The following is a 25,444-nucleotide window of genomic DNA, read 5'->3' on the forward strand; positions in this document are numbered from 1 at the left end:
TTATGGCCGTTTTGGCCTTGCCGGCTTCGCGCTCAAACCCCGAGGCGTTTCTGCAGTTCGCCCGACCGCGCTTCCAGTGCGGCACTCGGTATCATGTCGACAATCCGCCCTTGCTCCACCACGTAATGACGGTCGGCGAGGCGCGAGACGAACCGGAAGTTCTGCTCGACCAGCAGCACGGTAAAGCCGCGCCGCTTGATCTCGGCGATCATGAGGCCGATCTGCTGCACGATGACCGGGGCGAGCCCCTCGGTCGGCTCGTCGAGCAGCAGGAGCCGGGCGCCGGTTCGCAGGATGCGGGCAATGGCGAGCATCTGTTGCTCGCCGCCGGAGAGCTTGGTTCCCGGACTTTTCGACCGCTCCTTGAGGTTCGGGAAAAGGGTGTGGATTTCGTCGAGCGTGAGGCCGCCGGGAGCCACCACGGGCGGCAGCAGCAAATTCTCGGTGACGCTGAGGCCGGCGAAGATGCCGCGCTCCTCGGGACAGAAGCCGATACCTTGCCGGCCGATCACATCGGGCCTCGCGTTGATGAGTTCACGGCCGCGAAACGTGATGCTGCCCTCGCGGCGCGGCACGAGCCCCATGATTGATTTGAGCGTCGTCGTCTTGCCGGCGCCGTTGCGGCCGAGCAGCGTGACCACCTCGCCTTCGCCGACGTTGAAGTCGAGCCCGTGCAGGACATGGCTTTCGCTGTACCAGGCCTGGAGGCCGGTCACCTCAAGCATACCCGTTCACCTCAAACATGATCGGTGCCGAGATAGGCGGTGATGACTTCGGGGTTGCGCGCGACCTCCTCGTAGCTGCCCTCGGCCAGCACCCGCCCGCGTGTCAGCACCGTGATGCGATCGGACAGACCCGACACCACCGAAAGGTTGTGTTCCACCATCAGGATCGTGCGGCCGGTCCGGATGCGGCGGATGAGGGCGACGATCCGTTCCACGTCATGCTCCGTCATCCCGGCGGTCGGCTCGTCCAGCAGCAGAAGCGGCGGGTCGAGCGCGAGCGTCGTTGCGATTTCAAGTGCGCGTTTGCGCCCGTAGGGCAGCTCGGCGGCTGGCGTCTCCGAATAGGTTTCCAGCCCGACATCGGTCAGCAGCTCTCGGGCGCGATCGTCGTAGCGTTTGAGGATGCCGTCCGACCGCCAGAAGTCGAAACTGCTGCCGCGTTGCCTCTGCAGTGCGATGCGGACATTCTCGAGTGCCGTGAGCTGGCCGAACACCGCGGATATCTGGAAGCTTCTCACCATGCCGCGGCGGGCGACATCGGCGGGCTTGAGGCGGGTGATGTCATGCCCCTGGTAGACGATGCTGCCGGCGCTGGGCTGGAGGAACTTCGTGAGCAGGTTGAAGCAGGTGGTCTTGCCAGCGCCATTGGGACCGATCAGGGCGTGGATCGTGCCGGTCTCGACCCTTAGATCGACCTTATCGACCGCGGAAAACCCGCTGAAGGTTTTGGACAAGCCGGATGTTTCCAGGATCACACTGCTCAAGTTTTTGTTTTTCCCGGGATCCGGCGTGAGCGGAACGCTCGCATAGAAAGCCGGATGGTGCAATGGCCGGAGGTGGCCCACTGGCCGCCCCGCTAGCCGCCCCGGGCAAGTAACGCTCCAGGCGCTCCGCCACGGGGCTCGCGATCCGGTATTACTTCGGCATGATCGTCACCGGCACCACGCACGAAAGTGGGCGCTTGGGCGCGGCTCCGTGCCACGGAGCAGCCAGCGGCGTCGAAGATGTAACAACCAGTAAATCGAGGTTTGTAACTTCGTAACAGAAGGCAAGCTTAAGTCGAACGTGAGAGAACAACCCTATCGCCCTGATAAAGATGACGTTGTTTCTTCCACGTGAAGTGGAAGGTCATTGGTCAGCCTTTCCCGCTCCTCCCTTCCAAGAAGAGAATCCGAAAAGAGGGCGATGGGCGTGCAGATTTTACTTGAACCCTAAGAATAGCCTCACTAAACGGACAACACGCTCGATAGGCAACATCGCCAAGCGAGTGCACCTTTTTTCGTTACCGAAACGACATTTGTGGCACTCTTGGTGTCGCAAAGCAATAGGCATGATTATTCTTATCGAGGAGAATGAGTGTGAGTAGCGCTGCTCAGTCGACATCCGGCGTTCAGCTCCTTGGGGTAAACCTGTCCGGCGCCGAGGACGGAGATCCGGTCACCGGCGTCGAGAACTACGACTACGTCTACCCGACCACGGCCGAGATCGATTACTTCGCGTCGCTGGGTCTCAACACGATCCGCATCCCGGTTGCCTGGCAGCGGCTTCAGCCGACGGAGGACGGCCCTCTCAGCACGGCCCAGATCTCACAACTCCAGACCCTGGTCGCTTACGCTGCGACGAAGGGCGTCACGGTCGACATCGATCTCCATAATTATGGCGCCGGCTTCGGAGCCGAAGTGGGAACCGCTCAAACGCCGGATTCGGCGTTCGCCAACTTCTGGAGCCAGATGGCCACGGCCTTCGAAAACTCGCCGAACGTCATCTTCGGCCTGATGAATGAGCCTAGCGCGCAAACGCCGGCTGCGTGGGCGGTTGCGGCGCAGGGCGCGGTGAATGCCATTCGCGCAACCGGCGCATCGCAGGAGATTCTGGTGTCCGGTTCGGACTGGGATACCGCATCGTCCTGGATCAGCTCCGGCAACGCCGCAACGGTCGGGCAGATTACCGACCCCGACAACAATATTGTCTTCGAGGTGCACCAATACTTCGACACGGGCTCGAGCGGCACCAGCACTCACGTCGTGTCGCCCGATGTCGGGCCGGAAAGCCTGGCCGCCGTCACCCAGTGGGCCGAGCAGAACGGCAAGAAGCTGTTCCTGGGGGAGTTCGGGAACGGCACCGACCCTCTCAGCCTCACGGCCGAGAGCAACACGCTGAACTACCTGAACGCCAACGCCAACGTCTGGCAGGGCGCCACGTATTGGGCCGGCGGCCCCTGGATGGGCAACTACATGTTCTCGGCCGACCAGGAGAGCAATGGAGCGGAGGCGCCTCAGGCGGCGGTCCTGGCCGCCGCGGCTTCCAAGACGCAGACGCTCACGATCTTCTCGGGTGAGTCGTCCGTCGCGGCGACGAACGCTGCCAGTGCCGCCCCGTTCAGCGGCGTGATCATCACCAGTGCCGACGCCGCGCTGAACACCACTGCCACTGTCACGCTGAGCTTTCAACTCGGCGGTTCATTGTCCGATCCCAACGCCGCCACGGACGGCAGCCACATCACGAATGGCGTGTGGACGATGTCCGGCTCATCGCCAGCCGTGGCCGCCGCGCTCGACGGGCTGACGTTCAAGCCCGCCGCAAGCCTGGTGGCTTCGCGGACCGCCTTCACCACGACAGTGACCGCAACCGTTTCGGATAACGGTGAGACGGCATCAAGCGCGTCGGCCATCACCGTTGACGGGTCGACGATCTCCATCCAAGGCGTCGCGCCGGTCTTGATCACTCCAGCCACCAAGGCCGTCGCGACCACCGACACCGCAGCGGCAAAACCGTTCGCCGGCGTCGCGATCACTGACGGCAATGCCGGACAATCCGAGACGGCAACTGTCACGATGAGCACCGCCGCCAACGGCATGCTGACCGATCCGAACGCCGCGACCGACGGCAGCACGATCTCGAACGGCGTCCTGACTATCTCCGGATCGGCCACGGCTGTCGCGACGGCGCTCAATGGCCTCGTGTTCACGCCCACGGCGAACGAGGTAGCGCCCGGCGCCGCCGCCACCACCACGGCAACCGTCGCGATCAAGGACACCGCAGGTGTCACGGCCTCGGCTACGTCCACGATAACGGCAACCGATATCGCGACCGGGATCGCCGTCACCCCAGCGACCGCCGCGGTGGCGACAACCGACATCGCGAGCGCCAAGCCGTTCACCGGCGTGGTGATCAAGGACGTGAACGCGGGGCAGACCGAAACTGCCAAAGTGACGTTGAGCACCAGCGCCAACGGCACTCTTTCGGATCCGAACGCCGTCACCGATGGGAGCACGATTGCGAACGGTGTGCTGACGGTCTCCGGATCGGCGGCGACGGTCGCGACGGCGCTCGATGGCCTCGTGTTCACGCCGACGGCAAACGAAGTTGCCGCGGGCAAGACGGTCACCACGACGGTAACCGTCAGCATCAAGGACACCGCAGGCGAAACGGCGTCGGCTGCGTCCACGGTCACGGCGACGGATGTCGCGGCCGGCATCACCGTCACTCCGGCGACCGCCGCAGTGACGACGACCGACGTGGCGACCGCCAAGCCATTCTCCGGCATCACGATCAAGGACTCGAATGCGGGTCAGACCGAGACGGCCAAAGTCGCCTTGAGCACCGCCGCCAACGGCACGCTCTCCGACCCCAATGCCGCGACCGATGGAAGCACGATCTCGAACGGCGTGCTGACTGTCTCCGGGTCGGCGACGGCGGTCGCCACGGCGCTCGGCGGCCTCGTGTTCACGCCCAAAATGAACGAGGTCGCTGTAGGGGCGGCTGCCACCACAACGGTGACTGCCGCGATCAAGGACAGCGCCGGCGAAACGGCGTCGGCCACGTCCACGATCACGGCGACGGATGTCGCGGCTCTCACGGTCACTCCGGTATCTGTTTCGGTGCCCACCACCGATACGGCCGCCGCCAAGCCTTTCACCGGCGTGGCGATCAAGGACGTGAACGCCAATCAAACGGAGACTGCCAAAGTCACACTCAGCACCGCCGCCAACGGAACGCTCTCCGATCCCAATGCCGCGAGCGATGGAAGCACGATCTCGAACGGCGTGCTGACTGTCGCCGGGTCGGCGACGGCGGTCGCCACGGCGCTCGACGGCCTTGTGTTCACCCCGACCGCGCACGAGGTCGCCCCCAAGGCCAGCGTCGCGACATCGGTGACCGCCGCCATCACGGACACGGCTGGCGCAAAGGCTTCGGCAACCTCCACGGTCACGGCAACAGCGGTCGCCGGTGCGATCTCCGTTACACCGGCGACTGAGGCGGTCTCGACCACCGACACGGCCAGCGCCAAGCCGTTCACGGGTGTGGCAATCAAGGACTTGAACGCGGGACAGACCGAGACAGCCACGGTGACAGCCAGTGCCGCTGCCAACGGCACGCTCTCCGATCCGAATGCCGCAACCGATGGGAGCACGATCTCGAACGGCATCCTGACCGTCTCAGGATCGGCGACGGCGGTGGCCACGGCGCTCGACGGTCTGGTGTTCAAGCCGACGGCCAACCAGGTTGCCGCCGGGGCCGGCGTCACGACCACGGTGTCTGCCGCGATCAAGGACACCGCCGGCGAAACGGCGTCCGCCACGTCCACGATCACGGCCACCCAGGTTGCCCCCACCGTTGCTGCACCGGTTGTCGACACATTGGCGCTGAACCTTTCGGAGGACGCCTGGCAAGGAGATGCCGAGTTCACCGTGTCGGTCGATGGCAAGCAGGTGGGAGGCGACTACACCGCGTCGGCGCTTCATTCCTCGGGCGATGCCGGGACCTTCCTGCTGACCGGCAACTGGGGCACGGGCGTCAACGACGTTCAGGTAAGCTTCATCAACGATGCATATGGCGGCTCGGCGTCCGAGGACCGGAACCTCTACGTCAACTCGATCGCCTACAACGGCATCACCTATGCGGGGACCACCGCCACCATGATGGGAAACAGCACGGATACCTTTGCGGTCGGCGGCGCCACGCCCACGACTTCCGGCCCTGCCGACACGTTGACGCTGAACCTCTCGGAGGATGCCTGGGAAGGGAACGCGGAGTTCGTTCTCTATATCGACGGCAAGGCTGTCACGACCCCGCAGTCGGTAAGCGCTCTGCATAACCAGAATGCCACGCAGGCCTTCACCTTCACAGGGAACCTTGGAGCGGGCACGCACACGGTCGGGGTCGACTTCGTGAACGACGCCTATGGCGGGACGGCGGCGACGGATCGCAACCTCTACGTCAACGGGATCACGCTCAACGGCGCGAGCGTGTTCAACGGCGTCAAGGCGCAGGATGGCAACGGCACGACCTCCTTCACCTTGACCGCTACCCACTGAGGGACAAAGGAGCGGCGTCTGGGCGCCGCTCCTTTACCCGTGATCACATCCGCGTATGAGATCGCACGATCGTGCGCTTCTGCGTCACGGACCTGGAAGCTGCTCCGGTCCGACCACAGCTACTCCACATTCGTGCTGAAAGTGGAGAAGAGCGTTGGGAAACGGCAGTCTTGAGGAACCAGTCGAGGCCCGCGGTGACGCGGCAGGGACCGGAAAGGCTGGCGGGACCGGTCGGCAGCGCCTGTTGGACGTGCTTGCCGAGCGGAGCGGCATCGAGGACGAGTTTACCGACGCGCACGGCAAGCTCCGGACAACCCCTGCCGATACCAAGCGCGCTCTGCTGGCAGCGATGGGCCTGGACGCGGCCGATGAGGCGTCTGCATCCCAGGCGCTTGCGGCGCTTGACCGGGAGGAGTGGGGGCGCAGTCTCCCGCCGGTCCACGTGGCATTTCTCTCGCGCGGCACAGTTTCCATTCCGCTGAGCCTGCCTGCGGGCTCGGGCAAGGTGACCTGGAGCGTGCGGCTCGAGGACGGTGGCGAACGTCGCGGTGAGTGCCGGTTCGGTGCGCTCGACCTGACTGACCAGCAGGTGCTCGACGGGCGGATTGCGGAGCGCCGCGCCTTGCCGCTCGGCGACGACCTGCCGCCGGGATACCACAGCATCGTGGTGCAGCCGGGCGGCGCGAAGGCCACGCTGATCGTCAGCCCCGGCCAATGCTGGCTGCCGCCGGCCATGGAGCAGGGCGGCCGGCTTTGGGGCATCGCGGCTCAGCTCTACCTGCTGAGGTCCGAGGATAACTGGGGCATCGGCGACTATACCGACCTCCGGCAGTTGATCGATGTCGTGGCGGAGCGCGGCGCCGACGTGGTCGGGCTCAACCCGTTGCATGCCATGTTCCTCGACGACCCCGAGCATGCGAGCCCCTATTCGCCCGCCAGTCGGTTGCTCATCAACATCCTGAACATCGACGTCGAAGGCCTGCCGGAGTTCGCCGACAGCAGGGCGGCGCAGGCGCTCGTGGCCGAGGCTGACTTTCAGCAGCGTTTGGCGGCGGCGCGCGACACTTCTCTGGTGGACTACACCGCGGTCGCGGCTCTCAAGATCGATGTGCTCAAGCGGCTGTTCGAGGAGTTCTGGTCCGACCCGCAATCGGAACGGCGGCAGACATTCGAGACGTTCCGGCGCGAGCGCGGCGCGGCTTTCGAGCGCAGCTGCCTGTTCCAGGCGCTGCGTCAGCACTTTGCGGCACAGGGGTCCGGGCAGGCGGACTGGCATAACTGGCCTCAACCATATCAGGATCCCACATCGCCCGCCGTCGCCCGCTTCGCCGAGGAGCATGAGGCGGTGGTCGCCTTCCGTGTGTGGATGCAATGGTTGGCGGACCGGCAACTCGGCGACGCTGCCCGCGCGGCCGGCGGCATGGCCGTGGGTCTCTACCGCGATCTCGCGGTCGGTGCGGACCAATCCGGCGCCGAGACCTGGGCCAGTCAGCGCGCCGTTGTCGCCGGGGCGCAGGTGGGCGCGCCGCCCGACATCTACAACACGGCGGGGCAGGACTGGGGACTGCCGCCCTTCCATCCGCGCGCCCTGCGGGAAGAAGCCTATGCGAGCTTCGTCGAACTCGTCCGCGCCAACATGCGGCATGCGGGGGGCTTGCGGATCGACCACGTGATGGCGCTCCAGCACCTCTACTGGGTGCCGAAGGGGCAATCTCCCGCCAATGGGGCCTACGTGCGCTACCCGATGGACGATCTGGTGGGCATCCTGGCGCTCGAAAGCCAGCGCAACCATTGCCTCGTCGTGGGCGAGGATCTCGGCACCGTGCCGGAAGGCTTTCGGGAGCGTATGGCCGCCGCCCGTATCCTGTCCTACCGGGTGCTGTTCTTCGAAAAGGACGAGAAGGGCGGCTTTCTGCCGCCCGAGGCTTACCCCGAACTCGCTCTGGCGGTTGTCGGCAGCCACGATCTGCCGACCCTGCGCGGCTGGTGGGAGGCGGCGGACATCGACCTGCGACATGGCCTTCGCCTCATTCCCGATGAGGCGAAGGCGGACGAAGCGCGGACGGAGCGAGCGGACGACCGTGAACAACTGGCCGCAGCACTGGCAACCGAGGGTTCGTTGCCGCCTGACCGGGAGGATGACACCGAGGCTGTTGTCGAAGCCGCTCACCGGTTCCTCGCGCGCTCTCGCTCCGGTCTGGCGATCGCTCAGATCGACGACCTCACCGGCGAGGTGGATCCGGTCAACGTGCCGACGACATCGGACGAGCATCCCAACTGGCGCCGGCGCTTGTCGTTGACGATCGACGAATTGGCCCAACATCCTCGCTTCCGGGCGGTGTCCGACATCTTCGCCGCCGAGAGAGGGAAAGCTCAGGGTGCCAAGTAGCAAGCTCTCCGAGTATCGGGCCAAGCGGGACTTCGCGCTCACGCGGGAGCCGAGCGGGGAGGCGGAACATGCGGCCGGATCGCGCCTGCGCTTCGTCATCCAGAAGCACGATGCCACCCGGTTGCACTACGATCTCCGGCTAGAACTCGATGGCGTCTTCAAGTCGTGGGCGGTCGCCAAGGGGCCGTCGCTCGATCCGCATGAGAAGCGCCTCGCGGTCGAGGTCGAGGACCACCCGCTGGATTACGGGGATTTCGAGGGCACCATTCCCAAAGGCCAGTATGGCGGCGGGACGGTCCAGCTCTGGGACCGAGGTTACTGGGCGCCCCAGGGGATGACTGCGGAGGAGGGCCTGGAGAAAGGCGACCTCAAGTTCACGCTGGAGGGTGAGCACCTTCACGGCAGTTGGGTTCTCGTCCGCATGAAGAATTGGAGCGGCAAGCGGGTCAACTGGCTGCTCATCAAGCATCGGGACGAATACGCCCATGAGGGCGATCAAGACGCGTTGCTCGCCGACGACCGTTCGGTGGCGTCGGGCCGGCCCATGGAGGACATCGCCGCCGGCAGGGGGCGCGCACCCAAGCCGTTCATGACCTCAGAGGCGTCCGTGACAAAGGACGCCGTGTGGGACTCGAACGTCGGGCTGGCGCCGGCTTTACGAGCAGAGGGGAAGACCAGCAGCCCGCCAAAGTCCGCGCGCAAAGCGAAAGCCAAGCCTACGCCGGAAGCCGAGAAGGCGACCGAACTACCGGAGTTCATCGAGCCGCAGTTTTGTCTGTCGGTCGAGCGCCCATCGAGCCAATCGGGCTGGGTGCATGAGATCAAGTTCGACGGCTACCGGGTCCAGGCGCGGATGAGCGAAGGCGCCGCCATCCTCCGCACCAGGAAAGGACTAGACTGGACCCGCAAGTTCCCCGAGATCGCTGACGCTTGCGCCCGTCTGCCGGACGCGATCATCGACGGCGAGATCGTCGCCCTCGACGACCATGGCGCGCCGGACTTCGCGGCTCTTCAGGCGGCCCTCTCCGAAGGCAACACCACCAATCTCGTCTTCTTCGTATTCGACCTTCTGTTCGCCGGTGGCGAGGATCTTCGCCCGCTTCCCCTGTCCGAACGCAAGACCCGGCTTGAGACGCTCCTCGGCACGCTCCCGAAGCGGGGCGGTCCGTTGCTGCGCTACGTCGACCATTTCGAGACCGGCGGCGATGCCGTGCTGCTTTCCGCCTGCAAGCTGTCGCTCGAGGGCATCGTCTCCAAGCGGCTCGACGCGCCCTACCACTCCGGCCGCAGCGAGAGTTGGACGAAGGCGAAATGTCGTGCCGGCAACGAAGTCGTCATCGGGGCATGGACCGACACCGGCGGGCGTTTCCGGTCGCTGATCGTGGGCGTGCATCGCGGCTCGCATTTCGTCCATGTCGGCCGGGTCGGCACAGGTTTCGGAGCGGCAAAGGTCGACCAGCTGCTCCCGCGCCTGAAGGATATGAGCGCCGCCCGCAGCCCCTTCACCGGTCCGGGCGCGCCGCGCTCGGCGTCCAACATCCACTGGGTGAAGCCGGAACTGGTGGCGGAGATCGAGTTCGCGGGCTGGACCGGCGACGGCATGATCCGTCAGGCGGCCTTCAAGGGCCTGCGCGAGGACAAGCCGGCCGCCGAGGTTCAGGCCGAAGACCCCGCGCCGGCGGCAACCACGGAGCTGGCCTCCCCACCCCCCAAAACTCCGACGCCGAAAAAAGCCGCCGATGGCGCGCCGAACGTGGTCATGGGCGTTGTCATATCCCGGCCCGACAAGGCGATGTGGCCCGAGGCGGGCAGCGACGGCGACCCGGTGACGAAGCTGGACCTCGCCCGCTACTACGAGGCCGTCAGCCCATGGTTGATCCGGCACCTCAAGGGCCGCCCGTGTTCCATCATCCGCGCGCCCGACGGCTTCGCCGGCGAAACCTTCTTCCAGCGCCACGCCATGGCGGGGTCGTCTAGTCTTGTGGAACTGGTGACCGCCCTCGGCGACCGGAAGCCGTACCTCGAGATCGACCGCGTCGAAGGTCTCGCGGCGGTGGCGCAGGTCGGCGCGCTCGAACTGCATCCTTGGAACAACGATCCGTTCCACTACGAGGTTCCGGGCCGGCTGGTCTTCGACCTCGACCCCGGGCCCGAGGTCGAGTTCGATACTGTCGTCAAGTCGGCGCTCGCGGTGCGGGACCTCCTGAAGGAGGTCGGCCTTGTCAGCTTCTGCAAGACGACCGGCGGCAAGGGACTTCACATCGTGACGCCGCTCGCGCGGACGAAGGAGGGCAACCCAAGCTGGGCAGAGGCCAAGACTTTCGCGCGCGCCGTTTGCGAAGTCATGGCCAAGGCGGCGCCCGACAGGTTCGTCATCAACATGGCGAAGAAGCTGCGGACGGGCCGCATCTTCCTTGATTACCTTCGCAACGACCGGATGGCGACGGCGGTGGCGCCTCTGTCGCCGCGCGGGCGGCCGGGCGCGCCCGTCTCGATGCCGCTGACATGGTCGCAGGTGAAGCCAGGCCTCGACCCGGCGCAGTACAATGTGCGGACGGTTCCGGCCTTGCTCGCAAAGACGAAGGCGTGGGCCGAGTATTGCGACGCCGAGCAGCCTCTCGCCGAGGCTATCAAGCGGCTCGCTGCCTAGGATGCCGGAGTTCCTCCTTGGTCTCGACACCGAACCCATGGAGGCGAAATCCGTGGATGCCTTGCCCGTCGACGAGGGGTGGCAGTTCGAGCCGAAGTGGGACGGATTTCGTTGCCTCGTCTTCAAGTCCGGCGCGGAGGTCGATCTGCGCGCCAAGTCGGGCAAGCCGCTGGGCCGCTACTTCCCGGAGATGGTCGAGGCGGTAAGACGCGCCAAGGCCGACCATTTCGTGCTCGACGGCGAGTTGACGGTGCCCCTCGGCGATACTCTGTCGTTCGGGGCCTTGCAGGACCGGGTGCATCCCGCCGAGAGCCGGATACGCAAGCTGTCGGCTGAGACGCCCGCGCTTCTCATCCTGTTCGATTGTCTCGCGACGGCGAAGGCGGGAAGCCTGATGGCCAAGCCGCTCGTCGACCGCCGGGCGGAGTTGGAGCGCCTCATGCCGGGGCTGGGTCACGAACACCGCACCCGGCTCTCGCCGCTGACGCGCGATGCCGCGCAGGCCCAGGGTTGGCTCGAGGACACCCGGGGAGCGCTCGACGGCGTGGTGGCGAAGCGTATCGACGGCCCATACGGCGCCGGCAAGCGCGTCATGCTGAAGCTCAAGCGCCTACGCAGCGCCGACTGCGTTGTTGGAGGCTTCCGCTACGGGAAGGGCACGCGGCTAGTGGGGTCGCTGTTGCTCGGCCTCTACAATGGGGACGGCAAGCTGGACCACGTCGGCTTCACCTCGGCGATTTCCGACGCCGACCGGCCGGGTCTGACGGCCAAGCTCGAAGCGCTGAAAGGTTCGCCCGGCTTCACCGGCGACGCGCCGGGCGGTCCGAGCCGCTGGGGGAACGAGCGTTCCGCCGACTGGCAGCCGTTGCGGACGGAGCTCGTCATCGAAGTCACGTACGACCAGGTGACCGATGGCCGCTTCCGGCACGGCACGATGCTGCGGCGGTGGCGGCCTGACAAGGCGCCTGCCCAATGCACCCGTGAGCAGCTGCAACAGGAGGCGCGGCCGGGCATCATCGCCGAGGACCTTCTGTAGCGCCTGCGAGTACGGCCGTTGCACATCCGGCCCGTGCGCCCATCTTGATCTATCGAATTTACACGCTCGAATGGCGGAGGAGGTTGAAGATGGCTCAGCGGCCGATTTGGCGAGGGCATCTTCGGCTTGCCCTCGTATCCTGTCCCATCGCCCTGTACAGCGCGAACCACGACCGGGGTTCGCTGCACTTCAACCTCATCAATCCCAAGACCGGCAACCGGATCAAGATGGTCACGCAGGATGCGGAGACCGGCGACCCGCTCTCTCGCGGCGATCTCGTCAAGGGCTACGAATACAAGAAGGATGGCTACCTCATCGTGTCCGACGAGGACTTCGACACCGCCCGGATCGAAAGTTCCAGCACCGTCAAGATCGAGAAGTTCGTCGACGCGAACTCGATCGATCCGATTTACTACGACGCCAGCTATTATCTGGCGCCGGATGGCGATTCCGGCGAGGATGTCTACGTCGTCCTGCGGGATGCGATTGCAAGCACCGGGAAGATCGCGCTCTCACGGGTTGTCATCGCGCGTCGGGAGCATCCCATCGCGATCATGCCGATGGGGAAGGGGCTTGTTGCACACACGCTCCACGAGGAGCGCGATCTGAACGACTTCGCAGGCCTGTTCGACCATCTTCCATCCGCGAAGCCGGATCCCGACATGATCCAGTTGGCAACGCAGCTGATCGATCGCCAGACCGGGAAATACGATCCGGCTGACATCGAGGACCGCTACGAAACCCGCCTGCGCGCGGTGATAGAGGCCAAGCTCAAGGGCGAAGGGATCGAAGCCGAGGAGGCAGCCGAGCCTGACCGCGGCAATGTGGTCGATCTGATGGCGGCGCTCCGCAAGAGCCTCGGGCAAACGGGCAACGATGACGCTACCCCGGCTCCAAAGCCGGCGGCTTCCAAGTCACCGGCTCCAAAAGCGAAGGCGAAGCCGGCAGCGGATCAACCTGAAAAGGCGCCGCCGAAGAAAACGTCAGCGGCTTCCCGACCCGCCGCTCGGCGGCGTGCCTGACTCAGCGTCTGCCGGCCAACGCTTGAGCTTCACCTGGCGCGCGTCCTCAAGGCAGATCTCGCAATAGATCATGTGTTCTTGCGCGTGATAGCCGGTGTCGGCGCTGCCGAAGCCGCAATCGGGGCATGTGTAGTGCCAGAGTGGGATGTCGGTCTGCTTGATGGTGAAGGACATGGGTTCTTCTCCCAGGATCGAACTGCGACTCGAGTTCGGGTATGTAGTTTACCCTCCGGGGTGAACCGGCCCAACACCTGCCCGAATCACGATTAGATTCCCTTGCCTGGAGCCCGGCCCGTTCCCGCAGAACCTCGGGAACGGGTGCGGAGGCCGAGGCTACTTATCGGTGTCGATGTCCGGGTTGGTGTTGCGGTCGCCGCTCTCGACCTTCTGCTCGACCTTGGACCCGGCTCCGGATTGGCCGCCCTTGTCCGGGTTGCCGGGCTTCGTGCTGTGCGTGCCGCCAGGATCGACGCCCTCGATGGCGTCACCGCCCGTGGTCTGCGACGATGATTTATCAACTGTCATGGCTCGGAACTCCGTTTTGGTTGCCGGGGTGATCGTCCCCGTCGTGCGGCGGTAGATGGTGCCGCGCCGTCCTCACCCAAGTGAGAAGTGCGAGAGCCGGCTTGCGCGAGTTCGATCCAGGTCGGCGCATGGTCGCTCGCCTTGTCCCAGCCGCGCACCGCGCTATCGACGCCCGCGCCGAGAAGCCGCTCTTTCAGGGCGGGGCTGAGCAGGAGATGGTCGAGGCGCAGACCGGCATCACGCCCGTACGCATTCCGGAAATAATCCCAGAACGTGTAGATCGTCTCGCCCGGATGAAGCGTCCGCACCGCATCCGTCCAGCCCTGGGCGAGCAACTGCTGGAAACAGGCGCGCACCTCGGGCCGGAACAGCGCATCGTTGACCCATCGCTCGGGTTTGTAGACGTCGAGTTCGGTCGGCATCACGTTGTAGTCGCCTGCCAGGATCACCGGCAGGCCGGTTGCGAGCATCGTCGCCGCGTGGCTGACGAAGCGGCTGAACCAGCGGAGTTTGTAATCGAACTTCGGCCCGGGAGCGGGGTTCCCGTTCGGCAGATAGAGGCAGCCGATGATGATCCCGTTGACGGCGCCTTCGATGTACCGGCTGTGCGTATCGTCGGCCTCTCCCGCCAGACCGCGCCTCGTCTCGACGGGTTGCTGCCCGCGAGCGAGGAGTGCCACGCCATTCCATGCCTTCTGGCCAAGCCAGATCGCGCCGTAGCCTGCGTCCCGAAGCGCTGCCTCCGGGAATTTGTCATCCGGCGCCTTGAGCTCCTGAAGACAGACGACGTCCGGTGTGGCTTCCGCAAGCCACCGGAGTAGCACCGGCAAGCGCCCGTTGATGCCGTTGACGTTGAAGGTGGCGATTTTCACGAGCCGCCAAGCCTCGGGCGCTACGCGTCGAGCGCGGCGGCCAGCAGTTCCAAAGCCTGACGCGCGAACTCCCGCATGTTGAAGACGCGGTCGCTGCTCCCGGTCCGCACATTGGCCGCGGTCGCTGTGGGGCCCGCGAGCGCAACCCAGGTATGGCCCGCCGGATCGCCATACCGGTTGCCGTCAGGTCCCGCAGCGCCGGTTTCGCCCAAGCCCCAGGTGGCGTCGAGCCAGTCGCGCGCTGTCGTTGCCAGCAGTTCGGCGTAAAGCTGCGTCGCCGCGCGTTCCACCGGCGCAGGCAGCGGTTCCGGGATGCCCAACAGCGCCAGCCGCGCCTGAGCCGTGTAGATGACGCCGCCACCCCGGAAATACGCGCTTGCCCCGCTCACCGAGAGCAGCGCGGCGCTGATCAGGCCGCCGGTCGATGACTCCGCGATGGCGATCGTCTCACCACGGGCCTTGAGTGCCGTGCCGATGCGCTCGGCCAACGGGAGGAGTTCCTGCATCGTAATCTCCAGAGCATGAACGATACTGCACGATAGTCGTAAAGATGACCGCCAGCTATGGCGGGCCCGGAGCGCGCATCACCTGCACACCCTGGTCCTCGAACGGCCTGCATTGCTCCGCGGAGGCGTGGGCGTCGGTGATCAAGGTCAAGGGCCGGTCGAGCAGCGCCCAGAAAGGCTGGCTCGTGCGCCCTAGCTTGGAGGCATCGGCGAGCACGAAAACCTCCGCCGCCTGCGTCATCATCATGGATTTGAGCGCGACCTGTTCGAGCGTCGCCTCACAGAGCCCGCGCCCGGCGACGACGCCATCGGCGCTGAGGAAGCAGCGGTCGGCGGCGATCTGGCGCAAACCCTGCTCCGCCAGCGGGCCGTTCGTCGTCATGCTGATGGCGCGCAGGCTCCCGCCCAGCACCAGGACCTCGATTCCGGGTTCGGCTGCCAGGATCGGCAACAGCGGCAGGTTGTTCGTGATGACCTGATGGCGCCGGCCATGCAGGCCTCGCCCGAACGCCTCGACAGTCGAGCCGCCATCCAGAATGAGCCGCTCGCCGTCGTGCAGCAGCGAGCGGGCAAGCGCGGCGATCGCGGCCTTCGCGTCGCGGTGCAGATCCCGGCGCGCCTGGAGGCTTTCCTCGGCTTCCGAGACATGACCCGTCGTGAGCACGGCGCCGCCATAGGTGCGGGTAATCGCGTGCTGCGCCGAAAGCGTCTGCAAATCGCGCCGGATCGTCGAGGCCGTGACGCCGAAACGCGCCGCGAGGCGATCCACGTCCACGGATCCTTGGGCGCATTCGGCGACGATCGCCTCGCGGCGGCTCCGGCTATGACGCATTGCGGCGCCTCAGTGGTTCGATCAGTGGCGACGGGGCGCGAGATCGACGGCCTGACGCAGCGCCTCGACCATCGAGCCTTCATCGGCGATGCCTTTGCCGGCGATGTCGAACGCCGTGCCGTGATCGACGGAGGTCCGCACCACGGGCAGCCCGACGGTCACGTTCACCCCGTTTTCCAGACCGAGCACCTTCACCGGACCATGACCCTGGTCGTGGTACATGGCGACCACGAGGTCGAAATCGCCGCGCGCGGCGCGGAAGAACAGCGTGTCGGCCGGCAGCGGCCCCTCGACCGACCACCCCTTCGCCTGACAGGCCTGGACGGCCGGGATGATCTTCTCCTCCTCCTCGCCCTGGCCGAACAGGCCGTTTTCGCCGGCGTGGGGATTGATGCCGCAAACGCCGATGCGCGGGTTCTCCATCCCGGCCTTCACCAGCGTGTCATGGCCGCGGGTGATGGTGCGCTCGACCAGCCCGGGCTCGATCTTCCGGATCGCGTCCATGAGGCCGATATGCGTCGTCACGTGGATCACGCGCAGCTTCGGCGTGACCAGCATCATGGAGACCTCGGGCGTATGCGTCAGATGCGCGAGAAGCTCGGTATGGCCAGGAAATTTATGGCCGGCCGCGTGCAGCGCCTCCTTGCTGAGCGGGGCGGTGCAGATGGCGTCCGCCTCTCCGGCTTCAACCAGTTGCGTCGCTCGCTCGATATAGCGGAAAGCGCCTTCGCCCGAGACCGGCGAGAGCTTGCCGAACGGATGCCCGGCCGGAATGACGCCGAGGTCGATGCAGTCGACGGTCCCGGCGGCGTAATGCGCCTCGGCGGGCGTCTTGATGGCGGCGACCGTCAGTTTCGTATGCACGACCTCGCCCGCTTCGCGCAGGCGGGTGGCATCGCCGACGACGAAGGCGCGGCACATGGCCTGCACATCATCCCGCGCCAGCGCCTTCATGATGACTTCAGGCCCGACGCCCGAGGCGTCGCCCATGGTGATGGCGATGATCGGGCGGGTGTCGTTCGTTGGAAGCGCTCATGATGGTGTCTCCGTCTGCCGCAAGCGGCGGAAATGGTGAAGGCAACGGCGCAGCGTTTCGGCATTGCCGAAAGCGCCCGCCTTGGTGACGACCGGGACGGTGAAGGCGCCACGGGTGATCCCGAGAGGGACGCCGGGCTCCACCTCCTCGATGAGGCGAATGCCGGTGGCCCCGAGCGCGTCGAGGAGCGCCAGCGCCGTTTCGCCGCCGGTCACGAACAGGGCGCCGATCGCAGGCGCCATGGGCCGCAGCAGGTCCGCCAGCTGACGCGCCAGCGCCGGCCCCTGGCTGAGGTCCGGATTTGGTCCGGGCTCGATTTCCACCAGAACATCGCCCCCGCCGGTCAGGGTCTCCGAGACGGCGTGTTGTGCCTCGACCCAACTCTGGCCCGTCGGCCCTTCTGACAGCGCCGCAGGCTCGATCACGATGCGCCGGACCGTATCGTCTGCGGCAAGGACGGCCGCGGCGGCGCGCGAGGCCTCGGCCACGCTGCCCACGACGAACAGGATGCCGCCGGTGATTTCCAGCGGCTCGAGGGGCGCCTGCTCCGACGTGCCCAGGCTCCGCGCCAGCGCGAGAGCCAGCCCGGCCGAACCGGTCCAGAACACATGCTCCGCCAGCCGCAGCGTCGCCTGCGCCACAATGTCGAGATCGCTGGCGACAACCGCGTCGCAGACAACGGCATCCACCTCGGCGGCCAGCGCGTCCCGCACGAGCCGCTCCACGGCCTCCGGCCCGGCGTGGACAATGTCGAGCGGCGCGTGCCTTACCCGCAGACCGACGCCCTCCAACACGGCGACGACATCGGCGTTGTCGTAGCTATGCTCGCGCGCCCATAGCGGCGTGCCTTCGAGAGGTTCGCCGTGGACATGGATCGAACCGCCACGGAGCGTGCGTCCAGTCTCGGGGAAAGCGGGTGCGACGATGGCAAGCGCGCCGTTGCCACGCTCGCGCAAAGTCCGGATCGTCTCGGCAAGCTCTGCGGCAGGCTGGCCGCGCAACGTGGAGTCTATCTTCTTGAACAAGCCGACACCGGCCTCGTGCCGCCCTTCGACAAGCCGGCGGTGCAGGGCGGCGGCGGCCTCGGGGCCATGGGCGCGGCTGTTGGCGTCGATGGCGAGAACCGTCTCTTCGGGGCCATCCGCGTGCCACGTCACGGAGGCGGGCATGCCGCCGCGCGAGAAGGCAATCGCGCTGTCAGCGGCGCCCGTCAGGTCATCGGCCAGGATCAGCCAGCGCTCGGGGGTCATGACCGCGCCTAAAGCCGATGCGGTTCAGCCTCGACGGCTGGGCGGCGGGACTCCGAAGCCTCCCCGTGAGCGCCAACGCGTTTCGCGACAAAGGCAGTGACGAACGGCACCAGCACGGTGGTGACGATGACGGCGGCGGCCACCAGGACCGTCGCATGCGCGGCGGCCGGCGCATAGGCATGGTTGGCGGAGGCGACGATGGCCGGCACCGCGGCGGCGTTGCCGGCGGCCGAGGCTGCGGCCACGCCCGCGACCCCATTGCCGCCGATCACCCGGTCCGCGAGGAACAGCGGGATGGCCGTCACCACGACCACCGCGACGCCGAGCCCAAGGCCCAGGAGGCCCGACTGCCAGACTTTCGACAGGTTGAGGCCACTGCCCAGGGCGAAGGCGAAGAAGGGGATCATGACCGGGATCGCCCGGGCCAGGAACGCGCGCATCTCGCGGTCCAGATTGCCGATGATGATGCCGGCGACCAGCGGCAGGATCGCGCCGACGAGCGCCTGCCAGGGAAAGGCCGAAAGCCCCGCGACGCCGAGCGTCACCATGGTCAGGAAGGGGCCGGATTCGAGCGTCATCAGGCTGTAGGCCCCGACGTCGCGTGACTCGCCGTACTGGCCCATCAGCGCCATGTAGAGGCCGCCGTTGGTATCGTTCATCGCGGCAACGATGGCGAGCGTGGAGATCCCGGCGAAGAAGCCGCCGCTCACCGGCTCGATACCCAGGATATGGCCGAATATCACGCCGAGGATCGCGGCCACGCCGATCTTCACGATGAGCAGCGTGCCGCCCTTCTTGAGGATGTAGGGTGTCGTCCGGATGTCGATGGTCGCGCCCATGCAGACGTAGAACACCGCCAGGATCGTCAGCGCCCCACTGAATAGCGCGCCGGTGAACGATCCGAAGAAGTGAGGGGTTCCCGGGACGAATGTCGCCATCAGTGCCCCGATCAGGAGCGGGACGACCATCATGCCGCCTGGCACGCGCTCGATGGCGCGCTTGATAGGAACTTGCATGGTCTTCTCCCCTGTCCCGCCGCGCGGCTCGCGGTTGTTGAGAGAGGAAGTGGGCGCCGACCTGCGCGAAACAAGCAAATTCAGGACAAGAGCGCGCGATCTGCGCAGAAACTCCAGCTGCGGGCGGCGCGTCAGAAGTTCGAGTAGGAAGGCCAGTTGTAGTGGTTGTGCAGCTTGCCCGCGAACTCGGTGTTGATGAGATCGGCGGGCTCCCAGGGCGGGCTTGCCTTGATCGTCTCGCGGGTGAGGTTGAGGCGCAGTTCGTTGCGGCTCCAGCTGGTTTCGACGACCGCGAAGGGCGAGATCAGAACATGGCGGCCGGGCCAAAGATTGCGTGTGTCGACGATGAGATACCGCACCTCCCACTGCGCGTCGTCGATGAGGAAGTTCTCGACATGGCCGATCATGCCGTCCGTGGCGTGGACATAATACCCGGTGGCGGCCGTGATGCTGCGCAAGTGGCTGTCGCGCTCGACCGGCTCCAGCGTATCGAGGTCCGTGGCATGCTGGTGCCCGATGATCGGGGGCGCCGACAGCGGGCTCGCGATGGCGTTGTTGCCGAAATAGCCGCCGCCGCCCCACAAGGGGCTCCAGCCATAGTAGTCGTAGAGGTTGAGTTCGATCTGCCGGTCGACAGGAGCGTCGCGGCTGATATCGGGGCTGTTCTCGATCTGCTCCCTGGTGAGCGTTACCGTGAGGCTGCGTCCACCCTCGTAGCTCGGCGTCTTTATCGCCGACGGATGGATGAGCACCTTCCGCTCGACGAGCCAGGTACCGGTATCGACCACCAGCCAGCGCAACACCCAGGTCTGGTCGTCGAACAGAAAATCACTGACGGTTCCGATCAGGCCGTCCGTAGCCTCGATGTCGAAGCCTTTGAGAGACGCGGCGACAATGAGCATGATGAGGTCTTTCTGATGGACGCGTGAGCGTTTTCTGATGCCTCCAGCATAAGCCTCCAGGTCCAGCGCGGCGCAGGATCGGAATCTACCTATCGCCGCGCGTTGCCGGTCATGCTTCGGAGGGCATCGCCGCCAGCACCTTGTCCAAGGTGAGGGGATAATCGCGGATGCGCGCGCCACAGGCGTTGTAGACGGCATTCGCGATCGCCGCACCGGCACCGCAGATGCCAAGCTCGCCCACGCCCTTCGCCTTGAGCGGATTGGCGCGATCGTCGAGCTCCGGTAGGAACATCGCGTCCACGAACGGCAGGTCGGCATGGACTGGGACATGGTATTCTGCGAGGTCGTGGTTCACGTAGTAAGCGCCGAACCGCGGATCGAGGATCACCTGCTCCTCGAGCGCGGCGCCCACCCCAAAGATCATCCCGCCGATCGCCTGCGATCGCGCGGTCTTCTCGTTCAGGATACGGCCCGCCGTGAAGACCCCGAGCATCCGGCGCAGCCGCACCTCGCCCGTATCCGCATCGACTGCCACCTCGGCGAACTGGGCGCCGTAGGATTGCTGCGAATACTTTTTCTGCATCGCACCTGGCCTGATCTCGCCTTGCGCTTCCACGCCCCCGGAACCGACAAGGCTCACCAGAGACACCGACCGGCCACCTGCCGTGATATTGCCGTGCTCGAGCAGAACCGTTGCCGGGTCCATGCCCGCCAGCCGCGCGAGCTTGCCGCGCATGTTGTCGCACGCGACGAACAAGGCGGAGCCTGAGCTTGTTGCGCCGAACGAGCCACCCGAACCCGCCGCCTGCGGATAGGCGGTGTCGCCCAGGTCGATGCGCACCTGCCCAGGCGGCAGGCCCAGCATCTCCGCGGCGATCTGCGTGAGGATCGTATAGGTGCCGGTGCCGATGTCGGTCATCGCCATCTTCACGACCGCCACACCGTCCGGCCCCAGATGGACGCTCGCCTTCGAGGGTTGAAGCACGTTGCCGCGTATCGCCGCGGCCATGCCCATGCCGATGAGCCATTGGCCCTCGCGCTTCTGGCCCGGCCGGACGTTGCGCGCACTCCAGCCGAAACGCTCGGCACCCGCGCGGTAACATTCAACGAGATGACGGCTGGAGTAAGGAATGTGCTTCTCCGGATCCTCGGCGGGCTCATTGCGAACCCTAAGCTCGATCGGGTCGACCCCCATCCCGCAGGCAAGCTCATCCATCGCGCATTCGAGCGCGAGCAGGCCGACCGCCTCGCCAGGAGCGCGCATGGCGGAGGCGACCGGCGCGTCCAGCGGCACAAGGCGATGGCGCGTCAGACGATTGGCGCCCGCATAAAGCGTGCGGGTCTGATCGGCCGCCGCCTCGAACTGCTGCTCGGTGCGGAGGTTGCCGGAGTAGACGTCGTGACCAATCGCCAAGATCTTGCCGTTTGCATCTGTGCCCAGGCGCACGCGCTGAATGGTGTCTGACCGGTGCGTCGTCACGTTGAAGATCTGCTGGCGCGTCAGCGCGACCTTCACCGGATGGTTCAACTGCTTCGCCGCCATCGCCGCCAGAATGGCGTCCGCGTTCACCCAAAGCTTCGAGCCGAAGCCGCCGCCGATGAACGGGCTGATGAGGCGCACGTTTTCCTGGTCCATCCGCAGGGTCTTCGCAACCGATGCGCGGCCCCGATCCAGCATCTGGTTCGACGTGTGCAGGATGAGCTTATCGCCCTGCCACAGCGCGAGCGTCGCGTGCGGCTCCATCATCGCATGGGTCTCGAGCGGCGTCGTGTACGTCACGTCCAGCCGCGTCGGCGCCGAGGCGAAGGCCCCTGCAAAGTCGCCCACGGCGCTCTCGGGCGGCGCGCCCGGAGAATTCGGCACCCGCGCCTGATCCAGACCCGATGCGAGGCTGTATTCGCCCCTATGCGCCACGTCGTAGGTCACGCGCACCAGATACGACCCAGCGCGTGCTTCCTCGAAGGTCCTGGCGACAACGAGGGCGACCGGTTGCCCGTAGTAGGCAACCTCCGCGCTGTTCAGCACGGGATGCGCCTGTTGGATGGGCCCTGTGCCTTGAGTGAAGGCATTCTCATGCGTAAGCACGAGAACGACCCCGGGCGCCGCCTTGGCCGCGGAACTGTCGATGTCCGTGATCCGGCCGTTTGCGATCGTCGCCTGCACCAGAACGCCGTAGAACGTGTCCGGTCCATGCGCGACCTCATAGGCGTAGACGGCGCCGCCCGTGACCTTCAAGCGGCCGTCGACACGGTCGAGCGGCTGTCCGACGATGGGATCTGGCGCAGTGTCGAGCACAGTCGTGCCCGTCGGCGAGTTGACCTGCATGGCGGGCGCTCCTCAGCTTTGCGTCGCTTGAGCCAGCACGGCCCGCAGCGTCCGGCGCGTCAGCGGTATCTTGAAGTCGTTGGAGCCGTAGCCCCGGGCGCCCTGCAGCACGGTATCCGCCGCCTGATCGAACACGGTCGTGCTCGGCGCCGCGCCCGTCAAAGCTTGCTCTGCCGCCGGCACCCGCCAGGGCTTGTGGGCGAGGCCGCCGAACGCCAGCCGGGCCGAGCTGATCTTGCCGCCAGCGGTCTGGATCACCGCCGCGACGGAGACGAGAGCGAAGGCGTAGGAGGCGCGATCCCGCACCTTGCGGTAGATGTGCAGTCCCGGCAGCGGTGGCGGCAGACGCACGGCCGTGATGGTCTCGCCAACTTCCAAAGCCGTCTCGATCTGCGGCGTCTTGCCGGGCAAGCGATGGAACTCCGCCATCGGGATCGCTCGCGTGCTCCCGTCCGGCTTCACCGTCTCCACATTGGCTTCGAGCGCCTGCATGGCGACGGCCATGTCGGACGGATGGGTCGCGATACAGGCGTCGCTGGTGCCGAGGATCGCGTGGATGCGGTTGAATCCGCCGATCGCTGCACAGCCTGAGCCGGGAGCGCGCTTATTGCAGGGTTTGGAGATGTCGTAGAAGTAATAGCAGCGGGTGCGCTGCAGGAGGTTGCCGCCGGTGGTCGCCTTGTTGCGCAACTGCGCGCTCGCGCCCGCCAGAAGGGCGCGGCTGAGAACGCCGTAGTGCTGGCGCACGCGCGGATCAGCAGCAAGATCGCTGTTGCGCACCAGGGTGCCAATGCGAAGGCCGCCGTCCGGCGTCTCCTCGATCCGGTCGAGCGGGAGGCGGTTGATGTCAATGAGCTTGCTGGGCGTCTCGACCTGCAGCTTCATGAGGTCGAGCAGGTTTGTGCCGCCGGCGATGATGGCGGCGCCGGGCTTGGCTATGGCTTGTGCCGCATCCTGCGCCGAGGCGGCGCGGCTATATGTGAAGGCCTTCATGCCCGCACCCCCGCGGCCTGCTTGATCGCCGCCACGATGTTCGGGTAGGCGGCGCACCGGCAGATGTTTCCGCTCATCCGCTCGCGGATCTCGTCATCCGTCAGCGGGATTTCCGCGGCCGTCAGGTCCGCAGTCGCAAAACTCGGCATCCCGGCACGGCTCTCTTCGAGCATGCCCGCGGCCGAGCAAATCTGCCCGGAGGTGCAGTAGCCGCACTGGAAGCCGTCATGCTCGATGAAGGCCGCCTGCAGCGGATGGAGGCTGTCGCCGTTCGCAAGGCCTTCGATGGTCCCGACAGATTGGCCATCATGCATGACCGCGAGGGTCAGGCAGGAGTTGATGCGCCTGCCATCGAGCAGCACCGTACAGGCGCCGCACTGGCCGTGGTCGCAGCCCTTCTTGCTGCCGGTCAGCCCGATGTGCTCGCGCAGAGCATCCAGCAGGCTGGTCCGCGGATCGAGCACCAATTGATGCACCACACCGTTGACGTGCAGTTCCACGGGCACAGCTTGCAAGGGAACGTTTTCCGCGGGCTGGTCTGCCAGTGCGGCTTCGGGCGAGACGCCCGCGGCAAGTATGGCGGCTGCAGCCGTTCCACCTTCCAGCACGGCGCGGCGCGTGATGCGCGAAGCCTTTTCCTCGTCTTCCATGGCTGGCTCCGTGTTCGTGGCCTTCAGGGGATGCCACCTGCCACGCGACAAGCAGCGGAGGCTCCCTAGGTAGGAGAGCAGATCACAAAATTTGCGACTGCGAGAAACACTTTTCCGCGCGGCTTCTCAGAGCCCGGAGATACTGCACGGGACGGTGGACCGCCTCAGGTAGTCCCGTCGCCGGATCAAAGGATGCCGGCTGATCCTAGAAGCGGCTAAACGCGGCGACGCGCTTGCCCAGTGCATTCCCCGTCACGATCACCGCGATGATGGCACCGATGGAGGCGCCCGCCGCCCAATATGGCTCGATGCCCGTCGCTTCGACCGCCGACCAAGGCGCCGGAGTGATACGCTCCAAGGGCGTTGCCCCGCTCATGACGAGGCCGTCCGTGCCGGCATTCAGCGTCGCCGCGTCGCCGCCCTCAACAATCCGAGCGCCAGCACGGTCGCGCCGACCCGGGCTGCGTTCTGGTTCTTGCTCATCCACCACTGCACGCTGCTGGACAGCGCCTCACCATCGAATGGGCCGTGCATGCCCAGAGCGCGTGTCGACGCGGTCATTGTGCTGGGGTCTCGTTGTGCCTTCACCTGCTCACGGCCCGTCTTTTGCGCAACTATGCCGACCCGCCCCGCGATCTGATCGAGCAGCCCCGGCGCAAGCGCGTTGCCGAGACTGAAACTCGTGGTCGAGCCCGTCACCTGCCACTCGCGACGCTTGACTGTGGCGGCGAGGTAGATCGCCTCGCCAAGAAGCTCGGGCTGATAGACCGGCGGCGGCGGTCGCGGCGCCTTGTCGAGCACCGACCCCGCATGGCTGTAGAATGGCGTGTTGACCGCCGGCGGATGCACGAGCGTGATGTGCACGCCAGAGCCTTCGTGGATCAATTCTGTGCGCACGGCCTCGGTGAAGCCGCGCAGCGCATACTTCGTAGCCGAGTAAGCCGATTGCAAAGGCACGCCGCGATAGGCGATCGCCGATGCAATCTGAATGATCGTGCCCTGGTTGCGCGGCCGCATCCGGGCGAGCGCGACGCGGGTTCCATTCACGGAGCCGAGCAGGTTCACGTCGATCACGCGGCGGAACTCATCCTCCGGCACGTCCACGAATTTGCCATAGAAGCCGATGCCGGCGTTGTTGACCCATACGTCGATGGGCCCAAGCGCCGTTTCGAGCTTGACGGCGGCGCTTTCGAGTGCGGCACTGTCGGACACGTCTGCGATCGCGAGAGCTGCCTCACCACCCAGGCCCCGCACACGTTCCTGAGCACGGACGAGTGCTTCTTCGCCGCGGCCGATCAGGCCGACGTTCCAGCCGTTCCGCGCGAAGTGTTCCGCGGCGGCGAGGCCGATTCCGGATCCTGCGCCAGTTATCACGACCGTCCGGGCTGTGTTCACC

The 25,444-nt window shown here is 66.1% G+C and carries 21 protein-coding genes; 5 read left to right on the forward strand and 16 right to left on the reverse strand.

Features of this window, described 5'->3' with window-relative positions:
• Positions 1–32 precede the first annotated feature (32 nt).
• Together ACOEQ1_RS01925 and ACOEQ1_RS01930 are read right to left on the reverse strand one after the other, a co-directional pair.
• The gene (locus ACOEQ1_RS01925; protein WP_419757544.1) at positions 33–725 is read right to left on the reverse strand and encodes an ABC transporter ATP-binding protein; all 693 of its coding nucleotides are present in this window, start codon (positions 723–725) and stop codon (positions 33–35) included.
• A gap of 11 nt (positions 726–736) precedes the next feature.
• Entirely contained in the window at positions 737–1,489 is a 753-nt protein-coding gene (locus ACOEQ1_RS01930; RefSeq protein ID WP_419757545.1) for an ABC transporter ATP-binding protein, read from the reverse strand.
• 594 nt (positions 1,490–2,083) lie between these two features.
• Between ACOEQ1_RS01930 and ACOEQ1_RS01935 the strand changes: the two genes are divergently transcribed.
• The 5 genes from ACOEQ1_RS01935 to ACOEQ1_RS01955 all read left to right on the forward strand — a co-directional run bounded on the left by ACOEQ1_RS01935 (position 2,084) and on the right by ACOEQ1_RS01955 (position 13,140).
• Positions 2,084–6,043: a cellulase family glycosylhydrolase gene (locus ACOEQ1_RS01935; protein ID WP_419757546.1), complete on the forward strand. Its 3,960-nt coding sequence runs from the start codon at positions 2,084–2,086 to the stop codon at positions 6,041–6,043.
• 250 nt (positions 6,044–6,293) lie between these two features.
• The gene (gene malQ / locus ACOEQ1_RS01940; RefSeq protein WP_419758619.1) at positions 6,294–8,432 is read left to right on the forward strand and encodes a 4-alpha-glucanotransferase; all 2,139 of its coding nucleotides are present in this window, start codon (positions 6,294–6,296) and stop codon (positions 8,430–8,432) included.
• Complete coding sequence (gene ligD / locus ACOEQ1_RS01945) at positions 8,422–11,082, forward strand: DNA ligase D (protein ID WP_419757547.1); 2,661 nt, start codon at positions 8,422–8,424, stop codon at positions 11,080–11,082. Before malQ ends, ligD begins: the two co-directional genes overlap by 11 nt.
• Before the next feature lies 1 nt (position 11,083).
• A complete protein-coding gene (locus ACOEQ1_RS01950; RefSeq protein ID WP_419757548.1) occupies positions 11,084–12,118 on the forward strand; it encodes an ATP-dependent DNA ligase in 1,035 nt (344 codons plus the stop codon).
• A gap of 89 nt (positions 12,119–12,207) precedes the next feature.
• Positions 12,208–13,140: a Ku protein gene (locus ACOEQ1_RS01955; RefSeq protein ID WP_419757549.1), complete on the forward strand. Its 933-nt coding sequence runs from the start codon at positions 12,208–12,210 to the stop codon at positions 13,138–13,140.
• On the opposite strand, the gene ACOEQ1_RS01960 is transcribed toward ACOEQ1_RS01955, so the two are convergent.
• From ACOEQ1_RS01960 to ACOEQ1_RS02025, 14 genes are all read right to left on the reverse strand, one after another.
• Positions 13,102–13,314: a hypothetical protein gene (locus tag ACOEQ1_RS01960; RefSeq protein WP_419757550.1), complete on the reverse strand. Its 213-nt coding sequence runs from the start codon at positions 13,312–13,314 to the stop codon at positions 13,102–13,104. The genes ACOEQ1_RS01955 and ACOEQ1_RS01960 overlap by 39 nt on opposite strands.
• Before the next feature lie 159 nt (positions 13,315–13,473).
• Entirely contained in the window at positions 13,474–13,665 is a 192-nt protein-coding gene (locus ACOEQ1_RS01965; RefSeq protein WP_419757551.1) for a hypothetical protein, read from the reverse strand.
• A complete protein-coding gene (xth, locus tag ACOEQ1_RS01970; protein ID WP_419757552.1) occupies positions 13,662–14,537 on the reverse strand; it encodes an exodeoxyribonuclease III in 876 nt (291 codons plus the stop codon). Before xth ends, ACOEQ1_RS01965 begins: the two co-directional genes overlap by 4 nt.
• 20 nt (positions 14,538–14,557) lie before the next feature.
• Positions 14,558–15,043, reverse strand: a complete 486-nt coding sequence (locus ACOEQ1_RS01975; RefSeq protein ID WP_419757553.1) for a CinA family protein — start codon at positions 15,041–15,043, stop codon at positions 14,558–14,560.
• A 55-nt stretch (positions 15,044–15,098) separates the two neighbouring features.
• Positions 15,099–15,875 carry a DeoR/GlpR family DNA-binding transcription regulator gene (locus ACOEQ1_RS01980; RefSeq protein WP_419757554.1) on the reverse strand — a complete coding sequence of 259 codons (777 nt, stop codon included), beginning with the start codon at positions 15,873–15,875 and terminating at the stop codon, positions 15,099–15,101.
• Between the two features lie 21 nt (positions 15,876–15,896).
• Positions 15,897–16,865, reverse strand: coding sequence for a 4-hydroxythreonine-4-phosphate dehydrogenase PdxA (pdxA, locus tag ACOEQ1_RS01985; RefSeq protein WP_419757555.1), 969 nt, complete (start codon positions 16,863–16,865; stop codon positions 15,897–15,899).
• 42 nt (positions 16,866–16,907) lie between these two features.
• On the reverse strand, positions 16,908–18,161 hold the full coding sequence (locus ACOEQ1_RS01990; protein WP_419757556.1) for a four-carbon acid sugar kinase family protein: 1,254 nt from the start codon (positions 18,159–18,161) through the stop codon (positions 16,908–16,910).
• Positions 18,162–18,169: 8 nt separating this feature from the next.
• On the reverse strand, positions 18,170–19,177 hold the full coding sequence (locus ACOEQ1_RS01995) for a 2-keto-3-deoxygluconate permease (protein WP_419757557.1): 1,008 nt from the start codon (positions 19,175–19,177) through the stop codon (positions 18,170–18,172).
• Positions 19,178–19,308: 131 nt separating this feature from the next.
• The gene (locus ACOEQ1_RS02000; RefSeq protein WP_419757558.1) at positions 19,309–20,079 is read right to left on the reverse strand and encodes a PRC-barrel domain-containing protein; all 771 of its coding nucleotides are present in this window, start codon (positions 20,077–20,079) and stop codon (positions 19,309–19,311) included.
• A gap of 109 nt (positions 20,080–20,188) precedes the next feature.
• The gene (locus ACOEQ1_RS02005; protein ID WP_419757559.1) at positions 20,189–22,405 is read right to left on the reverse strand and encodes a molybdopterin cofactor-binding domain-containing protein; all 2,217 of its coding nucleotides are present in this window, start codon (positions 22,403–22,405) and stop codon (positions 20,189–20,191) included.
• 12 nt (positions 22,406–22,417) lie between these two features.
• Entirely contained in the window at positions 22,418–23,398 is a 981-nt protein-coding gene (locus tag ACOEQ1_RS02010) for an FAD binding domain-containing protein (protein ID WP_419757560.1), read from the reverse strand.
• Positions 23,395–24,048 carry a 2Fe-2S iron-sulfur cluster-binding protein gene (locus ACOEQ1_RS02015; RefSeq protein ID WP_419757561.1) on the reverse strand — a complete coding sequence of 218 codons (654 nt, stop codon included), beginning with the start codon at positions 24,046–24,048 and terminating at the stop codon, positions 23,395–23,397. The genes ACOEQ1_RS02010 and ACOEQ1_RS02015 overlap by 4 nt, the downstream gene beginning before the upstream one ends.
• A gap of 205 nt (positions 24,049–24,253) precedes the next feature.
• The gene (locus ACOEQ1_RS02020) at positions 24,254–24,424 is read right to left on the reverse strand and encodes a hypothetical protein (protein ID WP_419757562.1); all 171 of its coding nucleotides are present in this window, start codon (positions 24,422–24,424) and stop codon (positions 24,254–24,256) included.
• Positions 24,425–24,447: 23 nt separating this feature from the next.
• Positions 24,448–25,443: an SDR family oxidoreductase gene (locus ACOEQ1_RS02025; protein ID WP_419757563.1), complete on the reverse strand. Its 996-nt coding sequence runs from the start codon at positions 25,441–25,443 to the stop codon at positions 24,448–24,450.
• Position 25,444: the final 1 nt, after the last annotated feature.

This window comes from Acidisoma sp. (assembly GCF_965199065.1).
In the GTDB taxonomy this organism is placed as follows: domain Bacteria; phylum Pseudomonadota; class Alphaproteobacteria; order Acetobacterales; family Acetobacteraceae; genus Acidisoma.

What these genes read in the sequence shown, in the direction of transcription:
- ACOEQ1_RS01950 (WP_419757548.1), top strand. Translation starts at nt 11,084, where the DNA reads ATGCCGGAGTTCCTCCTTGGTCTCGACACCGAACCCATGGAGGCGAAA.
- ACOEQ1_RS02020 (WP_419757562.1), bottom strand. Translation starts at nt 24,424, where the DNA reads ATGAGCGGGGCAACGCCCTTGGAGCGTATCACTCCGGCGCCTTGGTCG.
- ACOEQ1_RS01925 (WP_419757544.1), bottom strand. Translation starts at nt 725, where the DNA reads ATGCTTGAGGTGACCGGCCTCCAGGCCTGGTACAGCGAAAGCCATGTC.
- ACOEQ1_RS02015 (WP_419757561.1), bottom strand. Translation starts at nt 24,048, where the DNA reads ATGGAAGACGAGGAAAAGGCTTCGCGCATCACGCGCCGCGCCGTGCTG.
- ACOEQ1_RS01965 (WP_419757551.1), bottom strand. Translation starts at nt 13,665, where the DNA reads ATGACAGTTGATAAATCATCGTCGCAGACCACGGGCGGTGACGCCATC.
- ACOEQ1_RS01980 (WP_419757554.1), bottom strand. Translation starts at nt 15,875, where the DNA reads ATGCGTCATAGCCGGAGCCGCCGCGAGGCGATCGTCGCCGAATGCGCC.
- ACOEQ1_RS02010 (WP_419757560.1), bottom strand. Translation starts at nt 23,398, where the DNA reads ATGAAGGCCTTCACATATAGCCGCGCCGCCTCGGCGCAGGATGCGGCA.
- ACOEQ1_RS01990 (WP_419757556.1), bottom strand. Translation starts at nt 18,161, where the DNA reads ATGACCCCCGAGCGCTGGCTGATCCTGGCCGATGACCTGACGGGCGCC.
- ACOEQ1_RS02000 (WP_419757558.1), bottom strand. Translation starts at nt 20,079, where the DNA reads ATGCTCATTGTCGCCGCGTCTCTCAAAGGCTTCGACATCGAGGCTACG.
- ACOEQ1_RS01955 (WP_419757549.1), top strand. Translation starts at nt 12,208, where the DNA reads ATGGCTCAGCGGCCGATTTGGCGAGGGCATCTTCGGCTTGCCCTCGTA.
- ACOEQ1_RS02005 (WP_419757559.1), bottom strand. Translation starts at nt 22,405, where the DNA reads ATGCAGGTCAACTCGCCGACGGGCACGACTGTGCTCGACACTGCGCCA.
- pdxA (WP_419757555.1), bottom strand. Translation starts at nt 16,865, where the DNA reads ATGGGCGACGCCTCGGGCGTCGGGCCTGAAGTCATCATGAAGGCGCTG.
- ACOEQ1_RS01995 (WP_419757557.1), bottom strand. Translation starts at nt 19,177, where the DNA reads ATGCAAGTTCCTATCAAGCGCGCCATCGAGCGCGTGCCAGGCGGCATG.
- ACOEQ1_RS01960 (WP_419757550.1), bottom strand. Translation starts at nt 13,314, where the DNA reads ATGTCCTTCACCATCAAGCAGACCGACATCCCACTCTGGCACTACACA.
- ACOEQ1_RS01975 (WP_419757553.1), bottom strand. Translation starts at nt 15,043, where the DNA reads ATGCAGGAACTCCTCCCGTTGGCCGAGCGCATCGGCACGGCACTCAAG.